This window comes from Paenibacillus sepulcri (assembly GCF_042647105.1).
GTDB lineage: Bacteria > Bacillota > Bacilli > Paenibacillales > Paenibacillaceae > Paenibacillus_Z > Paenibacillus_Z sepulcri.
Genome location: NZ_JBHRUP010000001.1, coordinates 5,514,822 through 5,530,068, shown reverse-complemented (window position 1 = coordinate 5,530,068; position 15,247 = coordinate 5,514,822). Strand labels below are relative to the sequence as shown.

The window sequence follows — 15,247 nt, the reverse complement described above, 5'->3', positions numbered from 1 at the left end:
AGGTACTAAGATCGTGATGATCAACAAACAGGTGTTTCCCCTCAGACAGCTTGCCGCTATTATGCTGGGCGCGGCTATTTTCGCATTCGGCCTGCATTATTTATCATTCCCAACAAGCTGATGGAGGGGGGCTTACCGGGATCTCCCTCCTGCTGCTGTATGCTTTTTCGCTGCCCCCTTCGGTCACTACGTTGCTCATAAATATCCCGCTGCTGCTGCTCGGCTGGAGAAATATGAGGCATCGGCGAATGATCTTTACGATATACGGCACGCTTTCCTTATCGTTGTTCTTATGGTTGATGGAGTTTGTGATTGACCGTGGCTGGATTGTGCCGTTTGTCAATCCGGAGTATTATTTTCTCGTTACCTTATATGCCGGCTATGATCGGATTCGGGCTTGGCATCGTATTCAGATTTGCGAAACGACCGGCGGTATCGATATCATTGCTTTCGGAAGGGGCCTATGAAGCCAGAGCCTTTTCGAATATTACCCATAAAGGGCAAGCCGTTTGCGAAGCGATTACCCGGGAGTTGGAGCGGGGTTCGACTCTCATTCCCGCTAGAGGCGGTTTTTCTTTTGAACATAAAGAGCTCGTGCACTGCATTGTTTCCAGGCAGGAAATCGGGCGTTTGAAGGATGCTGTGAAAGAGGCCGATCCCCACGCGTTTATTATCATCAGCAATGTGCATGATGTTTTGGGACAAGGCTTCGAGCGGGAATAGCAGCATAAATAGCGTAAATAGCCAACCAGCTCTTGTTCCGCAACCTGATGATTTATGGAGCGGGGAGGCGTCATCCTGCCTTTCATCGGCATTAAAGTCATTGATCTCCTCTTGAATATCCTGTAGACAACATATAGAACTGGAGAACTTACGCATGCATAAAACCGAACACATACAAAATAACACAGCGGGAAAACTAATTTCACTTAAAATCGCGGTCGTTTATCTGCTCCTCGCCTGCTTGCTTCAATTAGGCCTCCCTGACTGTTTGGCGCAGCAGCCATTATCATAACGGCTTGCTCCCTCTATCTGCTGATTCAGCGCAATCTGGAGGCTGTCCGACGGTCAGACGCGGCACAATGGGCGCATGAAGAGATCAAAATCCGCTCCACGCTGGAAAGCATTCAAGACGGCTACTACGAGATGAACGAGTCCGGCCATTTTTCCTTTTTCAATCACGCGCTGGTCAAAATTCTGGGAGTTTCCGAAGTTGAATTGCATGAGAAGCGCTTCACCGATTTTATGAGCAAGGAAGATGCCCGGAAGACAAGCAAACGTACCAATGGGTGCATCATACAGGAACCGCGGTCCACTGCGTCGAATGGGATGTTATTCTCAAGGATGGTACCCGCAGGTCCGTTGAAGGCTCGATCGTACTTATACGAGAAGCGGCGGACGGGAGCCCTGTGGGCTATCGCGGAATTATAAGGGACATCATGGAGCAAAGATTCCGAGCGAATGCTGGAAGAGACTCGATCAATTCCCTGCTTTCGCAAAACCTGATCCAGGGGATAAGGTAAACCGGTGGAACAGCAGGAGGCCGCAGCGGCGACCTCTTGCCGGTTATTTCATTCATGTTGTCTGGCGGTCGATTAACCGTAGGTGTGCCAGATATCATGAACATCATCTACAGTTTGAGACTGGAATAAACGTTCTGTAACCTTGGTCAAGTTCTCAGCATCCACCAAATCCAATCGTTTCCTGCTTTCTTCCTCTGGTATTTTATATTTATCTTTAAGAAACTCAGCCAATACTTGACGTCTGGTATCCAATTCTATCCGGTAGCTGAATACTTCTTTATCAATTTCTGAAGCAGTCAGATTATCCGTATAGAAACCATCCACGTTCATCCGAACGTACTCACTGACCGCTGAGAGATCATTAATCGTATGAATAAGCACCGAAGAGCCAAGTTTTTTCAGCTTCGAGACAAATGATGGTTTGAAACGCTCCTGTGACATCGTGACAAACCGGATATTCTTTTCTAGCAAGAAGGTAATAATTTCTTCATCACTTGCCAAGGTTTGATATAAAGTATACACGTACTGCGGGAAAGGAAAAATTTTCTCGCATATAGAATACATTTCTTCCGTATACAGTTGGGGGATAACGCGCAGTAATAATCCATAGCCATAAGACGCCGCGGCATTCACTAGTCTAATGAACTGCTTCTCAACAATCTCCGGGTTTGTGTATTTGGAGTCTGTAATGACATAGGCATCCGGATGATCAGTTAGGAATTGAAAAATATCCGCTATGGTTAAAGGGGTATATTGGTTAAGAATCTTTAGACTTGTAAATTGATTTAAGCTTAGCGGCTCGCCTTCCTTCATATCTTCCGGGGGCTGCTGCCGCAATACCTGATACAATAAAGAATTCCAATCATGCCTGGCCACCAATTCCCCATCCGACGTCAGCTCCAAATCGATCTCAAAAACCCTGTGTCCTCTCATACTGTAGCTTTGCTCCAACGCTTCTTTACAATTCGTATAATTCACGCCGTCAATTCGTCCGCCTGCATGGCTGACTGCCACAAATATATTGGACGCTGTCTTCTCTATCGACGGCTGCGCCTTAAATAGACTGCCTTGGGCATGGAGCGTGGTGAAGGTATCAAAATTAATGGCTTCAATTCCTGAGGAAGAATGATAAACAACAATATTAAACCCACGTTCGTTTATGCTCCATTCCTGATCATTCAGCCGGATGCTGCTTAAATTGCTTGATAAAGCTCCGCCGCTCATAACCGATACTGGTGTATCTTCAAAAAATGACTCCCAGTTTAGATCACCAGCTGAGCATTCTTCATGCAGCACTTCATATGTGAACGAGTCCTTTTTCCGGGCGGCCCAAATAAAACTTTGCCTGAGGTTTGATGCATCCCACGATGTAATGCCAAGCTTCCGCAGTTCTTCGGTTACCGTTCCGGTCATTTGTTGGCTGCCTTCATCTTTGACTGAAATGACCACAAAAGCGTCTTCTTCAACATTTTTCAAGAAATCCAATAAATATAGCCCGCTTATTGCATCCACTCTGTAGCCATGCTTTCTAAGATTGGGGATGTAAGAACTCGCATGAAAATAAATGCACGCATCATTTTTATCCAGATCAATATTGGAAAATAGTTTCATCCAAATACCATGCTGCCGGTGTATCAATGCCGAATACGCTATATGTATATTTTTTTCAATTTGGCTCAATCGGTTCTCAGCCTGGATTCCTGAGAAAGGAACATAAATGCTCCCTTTGTTCAGCAATGCTAAATCATCCAGTTTATAGAGCATTTATTTTCACCTCCGTATATGCGCGATAGATTGTTTTGTCGTCGAATATGGTGACAAATGTATCTGCTCTATGGACAGCTTCGACACTGGAATCAATGGCGTCATAAACGACGATATTAATCCCCCGAAGATTGGGTGAAAACTCTTGCCCATCTATTTTGATGCTCGAGAAATTGCCGCTGTCAAAACCAGCACTTACGATATCCAAATCAGCTGATATAATATGATCCTTTATTTTGTCTCCTTTTTTTAACTGTATAGCCAAACGGTTCAATGAAAGCTCCTCGTACAGACTGGTATACATATGATCCACAGTTTTCCAAATTATGTTCACATAGCCGTACCTTAAGTGTTCTCTGGTCAATGCATGCACGCCAAGTTCGGAGAGCTGCTCCTGCCACTTGTGGTTCAAAGACTGAGTTCCATCGTCTTTGACAGAGAGGATTATCAGCGAGAACGGCTGCACCTCTTTCAACAATTCTATTAAACTTCTGCCCTTAACGAGTTCAATGTTATAATTCTTGTCCCACAAATCAGACATGAATGCAGGATCATCAAAATAGACAGCCGGCGGAAGGACAGCTTCCTTCCATAACGTATCTATTTTTTTAACCAAAGCATTTTTTTCTTCGCATAGCTTCGCGAAGGCTTGGTATTCAGAGCGAAATTTATCCCATAACGGGCTCTCAATAATAATTTTGCATGGGTCGTTGTTATTCAACAGCAGCTCTTCCCATCTCGAGAATGGGTCTGTCTGGACCGGAGTTTGAGATTCTCTGCTTCTCTCCGAATTGAAACTGTCTTCAATGTCAGCCTCCTCATGAACGGGATTCATATCCTGGGATCGGATAATTCCCCCAAAATCTTTCATGAGAAAAAGAATATTAATCCAACCAATAAGCAAAATGACAGCCAGACATTGAAGCCAAAGGATACTCAAGGGGCTACCTCCTGCGAAAGGCCTTCTTTGGTGGCGACGTACATATGATTATCGATATTTGTCATTATGCATGTATCCGTTCTAAGTATTTCCAGAACCTTACCATTTGTCATGTCCACCACTGCCATATTCAGCCCCCTCTGATTGCGGCTGTACGATAACTGATTAATCATAATTTCAGATGAATTCCCAACTAAAGCGCCTTTGCTTGTTACCTTAAGATCAAAAGGCAGCATTATTCCTTTAACTAAGGTTCGGTTCTCCCAGTAAATCTCAAGCGGATTTGCTGACACTTCTTCACAGAGGGAAATAAAGCCTTTATTTTTATAGACGATATTCAGATAACTATGACGGTAATGCACATTTTTCAGCTTATGAAATCCGTAATCAATCATCTCCGATACAAAATCAGGGATAAATTGACTTGCTGCTTCGTCTTTTGCCGAGAAAACAATAAGCACATGATCCGGCAGGCTATCCAAATATTCGGGAAGTGACACAGGCTGCACGAAATTCACTTTATAACCTTTTGCAGCAAACGAATCCCTATAGTTAAAATCCTCGAAATAAACGGGCTTCTCATTACCTTCAAAATCAAATGTGGAAAAAAAGCGAATGTTTCTATTTCTAACTTTTCTGTAATAGCTCTCTAAATCTATCATACTGTCCAAATCAAAATTTGGATCGTTTAAATAGCCCCCGTCCTGCTGTCTCGAGATCGGTATCACGATTGCCTGTTCATCAAGCGCATCCATTAATCGTTCTACATTTGGCGAAAAAGAGACGATTTCTTTTGCGCTTTTCACTTCATACTGTTGACTTTCATCCCCATGCAGATTGTTGACAATAACATATTCCGACTTCATGAGCTGCTTTATACTGGTTTCAAACCTCTCTCGATTTTCTGAAATAGGAATGATAATCTTCTCAGTATTGCGGTCCAAAATGACACTTTTATAATAATCTCCGGATGTGGGCGCATAGCATAAGATGTCTTTTGTGGCAAACGAACCTATCGGATATGCACTTAAAGGAATGACCCGGTCGTCGGGAGCAGTAAACATATTAGTTCCAAACCCGTATGATATTTGCGGCAGCCCCAATAGATGCAGCAAAGTCTGACCAACATCCAATGTACTCCCTGTTTTATTTGAGCTATAGCTTATTTTTGTATCCGGATCGGAGCTTGCAATGATGAAGGGCACCTTGGCAACGCGCTGTTGATTGCTGGATTTAAGGAAATTTGACTGCTGCATCCCCAGATGCTCATATAAATCCGGCAGATTTTCCAAAGTAACACCCTCATGATCACCATAAAACGCAAACACCGTATTTTCAAGGAGGCCTTCACGCTCCAAGCATTCATAAAAATACTGCAGGGCACGGTCCGTATAATTGACGCTCTGATAATAGAGTGCCAGGAATTCAGGAATATCTGAGCTTAATTGAAGTCCCCAATGCTTTTCCTCCAGCTTAAAAGGGAAATGGGAGGTTAAGCTTATCATAAAGGAAAAAAAGGGCTGTTTCATTTTCTTTATTTTCTCAACCGATTGTTCAAAGAACGAAAAGTCCGACATCCAGTAGGACGCAAGTTCCGTGATTAAATAATCCTCCTCCGAATAAAAGGCCTCAAAGCCATGCGTGTTCATCATCGTCCGACGATTGTAAAAATCTCCTTTGTAGCCGTGATACGCCTTCGCCTGATAGCCATGTTCCCTAAATATTTGAGGCAAACCGCGAAACTTCTTGTCATAATGTTTATAATTGACTACCTCTTTTTTTAACGGGTACAGAGAATGCAGGACTGCAAGCTCTGCATCGGCCGTATGTCCAATCGAGAATTGACTGAAGATATCGGTGAACTCTATATTCTCCCTGGCCAATCGGTTTAGAAATGGTGTGATCTCCTGCTCCTCAACCTTGTGATGGATCAGAAATTGCTGAAATGATTCCATCTGAATAAGGATCACGTTCTTTCCTTTAAACCTGCCGAACATCTCATCTTTCTCAGTGTCCGCCTCGGATTCCTGATTCGATTCTTGCTCGTCCATCAAATAATCCTGAAGCAGCCGTTCCTGTTCTGTTCTTCTTAATCGCTCCTGGACCCATGAGAAAAAATAAGAGAGAACCACACCATACTTGTGGGCATCTATCATTCCTTTTTTTAGTTTCATATAGTCCCGAAGCGTCAGAAAAATCAAGATGACCAATAAGCAGTTCAATATACTCCATTTCCACCAGGAAACGGCCGCGTAACTTTCCCTCATATCGACAGTCAAGACCGTGACCATTCCAGCTGCTGCAGCCATATATAAAAGGTCTCTTGTCTTAACGAGACGGCCCGCCGCTTGAAAAAGCATCGCTCCGTTAACCTTGGCCATATCCCTTGAAAATAAAAATTGCTTTATCTGAGAACCTGAAATGATAAGACCAAAAAACCTGATATGAATTAGATTAATATAATAGAACAAGCTGGCTGCAAGAACCCATATAACCGAGGTCGCCAGATTCCATTGAGATAATGTTTGAAGGATAATTCCAACTATTACAGACATGACAACTTGCTCCACAGAAATTAATTTATTCCCTTGGCCTTTGTTGAGAGCCGTATTCCAGGATAAATGCCAAATGAATAGAATAATCCAAACCATTACTGTGGACATGCTGGCACATCCACCTCCTTCTAGCTATACTTTTTTATCAGGGGTTGAAAATACAGATCCGTTTCTTCAGTAATCCACTGGAGCCTGCCGAAGCTTGATTCCGGCTCCTCCCCATGATTGCCGCGCACGAATACGGCTAGACCTTGCTGCAAACAATACAATACTTCCGGAAACCATTTTTCTCTGTTGGCTTGAGGCCCCAATTGAAATTCAATGGCTTTTGTGTCCGCGGCGGCAAGCCCTTCACCGGGGAGCGCCTCAGAGCCGAGTATTTCACGAATAATCGACTTCCAACGCTCTTTCCAATTCTTTTTGTTAAACGCTTTAGAAACCTCCAAAGCATTTTTACCCAGTCTTTCCATCAAAACCGGATTTTCAAGGCATTTAACAATTGCATTCTCCAACGATTTATTGTCCGGATTAATCAAAAGTCCATTAAATCCATCAATAATAATATCGGTTAAGCCACCAATTCTTGTAGCAATAATTGTATTTCCCGTAGCACATGCTTCCAGGCATGACAAACTCGTACCTTCGCTGTAAAGAGTAGGAATTAATACGATATCCGCTGTTTTATAAACGAGATGCATATCGTCCGGCTCCCGATGATAGCAGTATATACGTCCCTGCCAGCGTTCTATTGTTTTCTCTATTTGCTCCATATCTTCCTCAAAACCTTTTCCCACAAAATGAAATTCAACGTGAGAATATTTATCCAGAATCGCATCTATTACATCCAGCGTAATATATAGACCTCTGGCGCTATATAGTCTACGGGGATAGACAATTTTTATTTTCCCGTCATTGCTTTTAGGCACAGGAAAAAATACATCAGGATCCACATAATTCGGTATGGTTTCCATGTCCTGACCGATTTCATAGGATATCGTTTGGAACCAGTTAGGTGTATTCGTATCAACGGAAACCATCTTTTGAACCTGTCCTGCGCTCTGAATGAATCTTTCGTTAACACTCCATAACTGATTGCCATTCGTGAAATTGCTACTTGGACTGTCCCAGGCTACTCCATGACTAATGCCGATACTCGGATGCGCCGCATGAGGATACGCTTGGAAAAAAGCCGAATAGAAATTCAACCTCGCTTTTTCATCAGCAGCATATAAGTATCTTCGGTTAAAAGCTATTATATTCTCATAGCTGTGCTCTCTGATATCCAGAGCTTCATGACCTAAGCTGTATACATCTATATCGTGGTATTTACGATACCAGGAAAAGTGCCCGTACTGATAAATATCCAGCTTCAAGCCCATCTCCGCACAAACCTCATGCAGATCTACCAAGTACCGCTCGGCACCGCCTGAATAGTAGTTTTCTCCTTCAAAATCCAGGAAAGTAGCGGTAAATACGCTGACATGAATATCATGTACTCTATTCGCCAACACTTTGAGGCAGGACGGACGGGATATAAGTTCGCTTTCGATCAAGTCCACTCTGTTCAGCCATTGGTTATGCTCAGCGATAGAGCGCAAATGTTTTTGAGCCATAGGAGTGATCTCCCATACAGAGGAATTAAGTTTCACGGAATCCCTAGCCTGAACTATCGTGATCCCCGGCCCCTGATAGGGGAGAATCTCCGCAATTGGAGTAGAGATAATAGGTTTACCGATTGCACAGTACTCAAAGAACTTTACTGGCGATACCGAATTTGTGAGGTCATTAACGATAAAAGGTATTATAAGCGCATCGAAATAGGCAGCGTAATCCTTCAACCGGAGGTATGGCTTTTGCCCCAAAAAGTGTACATTATCCGGGAAAGAATCCTTCGGAATTCCACAGTACCCAATTAATACAATTTCAACATTGGAATGTTTAGCTGTAGAGATGACTAGCTCGGTATCAAACCACTCTTCAATCGCACCATAATAGCCAATTATCTTTTTGTTTTTCTTAACAATCGGCATCAAATCATCCGGGACCTGCGGTTTCTTGCCTATTACCAATTCAAAATCTTCATACCTTGATGCATTCGGCAAATACACTGCGTCTTTTCTATTCTCAACATACTCCAATAATCCTTGAGCTGAATAGGTTACTATATCTGCTTCATGCAGCACCTGATAATGCTTGGCCAGCATATTCCTGTCATAGAAGCTAAAAAAATCAACACGATCCAATACATCATACCAAAGTGTTCGATGAGGAAGGTTCTCTATCCAAGGATTTTGCAATAAAAAAGAGTTTATAATTAATACATGAAAGGATTGCAGGGCTTGCAGTAAATGGGCCTGGTTTTGTATGACGAACATACGATCCTCTACTTCTCTTATGCTGAACGAATCATCACCATCACAGAAGAAGCATAAATACCCTTTTCTCGCAAATTCCAGCAGAAAATGCTGCGGCCGCTGCAACGGCTCCCAACGAACAGCATTCGGATAAACAACAATTCCCTTATAATTATGACTCGTTATCAACTGAACGATTTGTCTTGCCTCCGGTGTCATAGGAAGCTTAACCAGTTCATTATAATATTCTAATCGGGCATTATATTCCGGTCTATAGAGAAGATCGTATCTGGCTAGTTCCTTTTGCTGCAGAAGACTATCCGTTTTAAGCTGCTGGAGGGTATCCGTATATTGAGGGATCTCATGCTCCAAATCCGAAATTTCCTTTTGCATCCGTGCTAAAGCGTCTAACTGTTCCTCCTTCAAGAGGTCGATTTGCTCCATGGCGATGTTGAGCGCATTGGTTTCACGTTGGAATATGGCATTCGAATTAAAGGTTGCGTCTTTGCGGTACACGATTATGACCTCCAAATAATTCCATGTACGTTGAAAAATTCTCCTTCTTCTCAGCTGGGTCCAGCAGTACGGAGTCATTTCTCGCAGCCGTATATTTTTTCCACCTTCTATCTGAGAATGTGACAAGATCCGCTGTTATGACCAAATCGTAATGTTTTAATCTTGAAAGAGCGTTCGTCCCCCATAACACATCCTCATGATCACAAATATCGTACCAGATCGTCTTGTACTCCAGCAAATCAAACCAAGCGGATTGAAGCACCCAGGTACATAACACTACCGGCTTAATGCGTTCCGACTTCAACCACTCCAGCAGCACAAGCTCGTCCTTGTATTCATATAAGCTTCCTTCTCTGTGTTCGATAGAGCTATCCAGTGCATGATTAAAACAAAAACAAAGAAAGCCCATTTCCGCGAGGCTTTTCAACAATGTCTTTTGACGGTTATTCTTAAATATCAGACCATCAGGCGAAACAATGATACCTTTATAATTTCGCCCTTTATTAGTTAATGTGCTTATAAGGCTCGTTTCCGAGTCGACGGATAGAGAAAAGCTCTGGTAATACTGCTGCCTTTGCTTATATTCCACATCGTAGGAAACTCGAATTAATGCATTTTGTATGCTGTGTGCCATTTGACTTTGATGCAGTTGTTCAGCCTCAATATTCCGCTGTAATTCCTCTTTGGCATTGTGAAGCAACCTCAGCTTGCTCTCTGCTTCAGGCTTTGCTGCCATTAGTTCGTGCAATTCCTCCAGCCGTTTCCTGTATACTTCCGTCAAAGCATCCAACTGTTGTTCCTGATGCTCCTGCTCCTTCATATAGAAGTTGTCAGTATAAGATACCCGCTTATGCCCCACAGTTCATCCCCCAGAACTATTATAAAAAGCTTAAGTACAGCCATTTTTTCTTCAATTTATGATGCAAATCATTCCATCCGCCGAGGAGCCCTGAATCTATACCGGAAGACAAGCTTCCATCATGAATGCGATAATAATAAAGGGCTTCAGGCAAGCAAACGATTCTGCCAGTCAAAGCAAGTCTGATAGTAAAATCTCTATCCTCTATACCAAATAAAGATTCGTCAAAGCCTCCCGTTTGGCGGAAAGCAGCTGTTTTCCATAACAGGGACGAACCGCCGTTCTGAAGACCATTCAATTTATACTTAGGCAGCCGTTTAGTTTCCAGAACCAGTCCATTTTCATCCATATGGTAATAATCAGAATGAATAGCAATTGCATTGGAGTGAGCAGAAAGCCCCTGAACCATCCGCTCAAGCCAGCGTGAATGTGCCCGGTTATCGGATGAGGTCCATCCCATAATCGCCCCTTTTGCTCTGACAAAACCATAATTCAGAGCTGCAGGCAGTCCCCTGTTCTCCTTAAGTCTATAATAGGACAGTCGACTGTCGTATTTGAATTTATCAATAATGCCCGATACTTCTTGATCAGACCCGTCATCGACTACGATAAGCTCCAGGTTTAAATAAGTTTGCGAAAGAATACTAAGAATGCTTTCCCGAAGATACCTGATGTCGTTGTAAACAGGTAATATAATGCTCACCTGGTCAAACTCTTGTTCCTGAGTGTCTACCGGGCTAATTTTGTTCTGACGTTGAAACAGCAGTGCCCACTCCGGCATGTTCAAATAAATGAATAGAGGATAGAGCAGAGATTGTGCCGACGGCATATCAATGTTGAATATTTCCAGCATGATACGGGCTACTTTGTCAAGACCCTCCGTTTTATGTTGTTCATAGACCGCTTCGGAAAGACGATAAGCACACTCTTCATTCTTGTAAGCGGAACACTCCAGACTATGACGCCATGATCTCACTGCCTGTTTCCAGTCACCTATTTGCCATTGAAGCTCTCCAATCAACGCCAGCCAGTCCGATTCGGTTGTTGTCACATGTTTGGTTTTGAGCAACGGATTTGACTGTAAGGTACTTTCAAGAAGCTCTATCGCCTCTGCTTTCATATCAGAAATTTGAATATTCTGAGACAGTTTTCCATACAAATAAATAAAATCGGCCAATTGGCCTCCGTCAAGGTCAGAATCGATGGCAGTGTATACTAATTCAGATGCCTGTTCAATTTCTCCCATATTAATGAGAGAAAGAATTCTAAAAAATGCAAAAGTTGCCCAGCTTGCATCGTTATCCGGAGGCATCTTTATTTCCAGAACTCTCTCGTAATTTTGGCACGCAAACGCGGTTATCATTTGTTGAAGAGGAGTTTCTCTTCTCGCCAACTCCATATAAGCAGACTGTTTCTCCAGTTGAATAATGAATGGCTTATTTACCACTATGGAATATTTTTCACTTGAAATATCATTTGAATCTAAAGCATCAGTTGTCTCCCACTTACTGTCACCTAGGAATATGGCGGAGAGATTACCGGGAAAGAGCCGTTTTTCTAATGACTTAAAGCTTATCCTCTCCGAGCAGGCTTGAATCGATATTACCCCATTGTGGGAATACGCTGACATCAGCTTATCTTCGTTCAAGTCCGACGCCACTCGTTCATTGGCCTTCCATATCCAAATGAAATCGACGTTGCTGTCTATAGCAAATCGTTTCATAGCGGCAAATATCTCATTAGCTTTAACAAAATGGATGTTATTTCGGCCGGCCCAATAATCATCATTCTGAGATAGGTCATTTGTTTTTAGGTCCGTCCAAACTCCAATTACAATGGAAATCCCTTTAAATTTCGATTGAATATGTGTGAACAAATCTATTCCGTCATTTTCAAGCTGAGGATGAATGATTAATACTCCTATCTTCATCTGTTGAACACATCCCCCTTGCAATCTATTAAGGCTAGCTTTCTTTGACTCAGCAATCGCTTCATGCTTCCGAAATGTCTCTATTAAAGAAATACAGTGATTTGGTAATAGACGGGGCGACTCTTTCATCAAATAACCCCATTGCTTGAACCAGTAACTAGCCTCGTCCCAACGATTTTGACCAAAACAGATTTCAGCTAGTATGCCATAAGGATCTGCATAAGCGGGGATATCCTTCATACAAGCTTTAGCCGCTGCTTCTGCTTCAATGCTTTTTCTTATGTTGAGAAGAGCCATAATTTTATAGTAATGCGCTTGTGCCCTGCTGTATTGTTCTATAAGAGGGAGAATACGAAGCGCAGTATTAGCATAAATAATACAATCCGTATATATACCCAAATTATATACTTCGTTAGCTAAGTAGCGGTAATATAGCCCTTCTGAAGGATTCAACTCTATAGCCCTTCGAAGTAGTGAGATATTTCTCTGACTTTTGGACTCGTGATACTCCGAGGAATACCCATAATGCCGATAAAACGCATGTTGGCACAAACGTACCTCTTTATTTTTCGACGAATCCTGAGGAACCAATTTTTCATGGATGATTCCTTCATAATTAAATAATGAAGGTGAGAACAAACGCTCGGCGTGGGTAATAGATAACAGTTTTGAACTGCTGATTTCGTAATGATTGACATCAAAGGCAAATACAGCTTCCACGTCCTGCTCTTCGATCCAGTCTCTAAAACTACCGCTTCCCGACCATACAAACTCCTCATCCGAATCAATCATCAATACCCAGTCGAAATCAATCGCATATTGCAGGAGCTTATTTCTGGATTCTGCAAAATTATCTTTCCACTCACAATTGTAAATCTGGGCTCCAAGCTCTTTGGCAATTCGCACAGACTGATCGCATGAACCAGTATCCAGGATGAATACTTCATCGACATGAGGCTTTACACTTTGTATAGCTCTCGCTAATGTCGTCTCATTATTTTTAACTAAAATACAAGAAGATATTTTCACAAGTCTATTATTCCTTCTATTGATAAATTAAAGGCCGTTATCCCACTGTTTATCAGCGTGATAATGGCCTGTGGCACTATTAACTAGAATTAGATTGTAGGGTCACTGTTGGAAATCTTCTTTCCATCTTTCAGAAGTTCACCAATAGACTCCTTATACTGCTCAAAATTATCGCTCTTGATCAAGTTATTGGCTTCCACAACAACCTCTTGGCGAACAACATGCTCTTTTGGCGTAAATTTACCATTTACCGCAAAAATAAAACCATTTTCAATTGCGGCTTGAACGTATGGTTTAGCCCAATTGCTAATCTGGTCGGCATCGCTAACTGGGATATTATTTCCTTTTCCTTCAATACTAGTCTGAGTGATGCGAACCAATATGACAGCAAACTCTTCTTTTGTTAAATAATCATTCGGACGGAATTTTCCGTCAGAACCGATGAAAACTCCGATTTTAGACAACGCATTAATGTACTTGGCTCCCCAGCTATCTGCGCTGACGTCAGAAAATGAAATGCCTTTAGGGGTTGAGGAAACATCTAACTGAAGAGCCCGCGCCATCAAGGCAGCAACTTGAATACGTGTCAATTTCCCTTCAAGGTTAAGGTCGCCTTTTTCGTTGCCTTCTAAGATCCCTTGCTTTAAGAGTTCATTAACTGCTGATTGGATCAAAGATGTATCGATCTTCGCGTCTGCAGCAAATGCCGATCCAGTTGCAACCAATGGATTAAATAGTAAAGCGGATGATAGAGCATACTTCGTAATTTTGCGGGTTTTATTAATGTCCACTCTTATGCCTCCTCAAGATACAATAGCATCCCGGTAAATCCCGAGATAGAAATGACTAAGCAGTTCTATTGGAATAGTCCAGTAGTCTATCCATTTGTGATGGGAAAATAGTTTCATCATCTGCTTTTACAGAATGCAATCCTGTTTTCTATGCGGACATTGCTCCTTTTATCCCCAACCAAAATTAAGAGTGGGGCTATTTTAATAGTTCACATGATCTTAATTTTACATCGTTCGACAAATTTTAACAATACATTCATTTACAATTATTTATTACCTTGCGACAATTAATGTCAACTCTATATGTAAAAACATATCATTCCGGAGGTTAAAGCCGTTGTAGCAAAAATTCCAAGCACAATTTATAATTCTTTCTTTATGCCAAAACCCTTCTCAACCTGAATAAAAAAAAGCATCGTCCGCCCTAACCGGCAGCGATACTTATTGGATTAAAACAATATAATTCCGGCAGCACCGGCGGCCATGATGACCATAATGGGATGGAGTTTGTATTTCAGCAGGAGATATAAGCACCCGGCGCAGATCAGGAGCGTGCAGACCGTCACCCAGGTGAAGCCCGTCTCGCCGTCCGGAAACCCGAAATGGATGGCAGCGAATACTATCAATCCCGTAATAACGGGCCGTAATCCGTAAAATGAGGATTTTACCCACTGATTATGCTGCAGCCGGAAGAAAAAAGCCGCCATCAGCACAACCACGGTGAGAGACGGAAGCACCATCCCCAAAGTGGAGGCGGCGGCTCCCAGGATGCCGGCTGATTTGTAGCCGATCAAGGTGGCCGTGTTGGTAGCAATCGGACCGGGCGCCATGCCTGCCAGCGACACGGCTTGCTGAAAATCGCCGCCCGTCATCCACTGATGAGCCGATACCTCGAATTGAATCATGGGGATCACCGCGTAACCGCCGCCGAAGGAAACCAGACCTATTTTCAAAAATGTGATAAACAGCCCCCAAATCATTCCTTC

Annotated in this window: 9 protein-coding genes and 1 pseudogene; 2 read left to right on the top strand and 8 right to left on the bottom strand. The window is 42.6% G+C overall.

The window, feature by feature from the left end; all coding sequences use genetic code 11:
• Positions 1-16 precede the first annotated feature (16 nt).
• A pseudogene (locus ACFOLF_RS24270) lies at positions 17-723 on the top strand (YitT family protein).
• A gap of 264 nt (positions 724-987) precedes the next feature.
• Positions 988-1,431, top strand: a complete 444-nt coding sequence (locus tag ACFOLF_RS24265) for a PAS domain S-box protein (RefSeq protein ID WP_210044944.1) — start codon at positions 988-990, stop codon at positions 1,429-1,431.
• Between the two features lie 164 nt (positions 1,432-1,595).
• Here the strand turns inward: ACFOLF_RS24265 and ACFOLF_RS24260 are convergent, their stop codons facing one another.
• The 8 genes from ACFOLF_RS24260 to ACFOLF_RS24225 form a co-directional block, all read right to left on the bottom strand.
• Positions 1,596-3,287 (bottom strand): interleukin-like EMT inducer domain-containing protein, encoded by a 1,692-nt coding sequence (locus tag ACFOLF_RS24260; RefSeq protein WP_210044837.1) that lies wholly within the window; start codon positions 3,285-3,287, stop codon positions 1,596-1,598.
• Entirely contained in the window at positions 3,277-4,227 is a 951-nt protein-coding gene (locus ACFOLF_RS24255; protein ID WP_210044836.1) for an interleukin-like EMT inducer domain-containing protein, read from the bottom strand. Before ACFOLF_RS24255 ends, ACFOLF_RS24260 begins: the two co-directional genes overlap by 11 nt.
• Complete coding sequence (locus ACFOLF_RS24250) at positions 4,224-6,890, bottom strand: sulfatase-like hydrolase/transferase (protein ID WP_210044835.1); 2,667 nt, start codon at positions 6,888-6,890, stop codon at positions 4,224-4,226. Before ACFOLF_RS24250 ends, ACFOLF_RS24255 begins: the two co-directional genes overlap by 4 nt.
• 20 nt (positions 6,891-6,910) lie before the next feature.
• Positions 6,911-9,652 carry a glycosyltransferase gene (locus tag ACFOLF_RS24245; RefSeq protein WP_210044834.1) on the bottom strand — a complete coding sequence of 914 codons (2,742 nt, stop codon included), beginning with the start codon at positions 9,650-9,652 and terminating at the stop codon, positions 6,911-6,913.
• A complete protein-coding gene (locus ACFOLF_RS24240) occupies positions 9,627-10,511 on the bottom strand; it encodes a hypothetical protein (RefSeq protein WP_210044833.1) in 885 nt (294 codons plus the stop codon). The genes ACFOLF_RS24245 and ACFOLF_RS24240 overlap by 26 nt, the downstream gene beginning before the upstream one ends.
• 19 nt (positions 10,512-10,530) lie before the next feature.
• Positions 10,531-13,470 (bottom strand): glycosyltransferase, encoded by a 2,940-nt coding sequence (locus tag ACFOLF_RS24235; protein WP_210044832.1) that lies wholly within the window; start codon positions 13,468-13,470, stop codon positions 10,531-10,533.
• Positions 13,471-13,559: 89 nt separating this feature from the next.
• Positions 13,560-14,261 carry an S-layer homology domain-containing protein gene (locus tag ACFOLF_RS24230; RefSeq protein ID WP_210044831.1) on the bottom strand — a complete coding sequence of 234 codons (702 nt, stop codon included), beginning with the start codon at positions 14,259-14,261 and terminating at the stop codon, positions 13,560-13,562.
• A 449-nt stretch (positions 14,262-14,710) separates the two neighbouring features.
• Complete coding sequence (locus ACFOLF_RS24225; protein WP_210044830.1) at positions 14,711-15,241, bottom strand: chromate transporter; 531 nt, start codon at positions 15,239-15,241, stop codon at positions 14,711-14,713.
• Positions 15,242-15,247 lie beyond the last annotated feature (6 nt).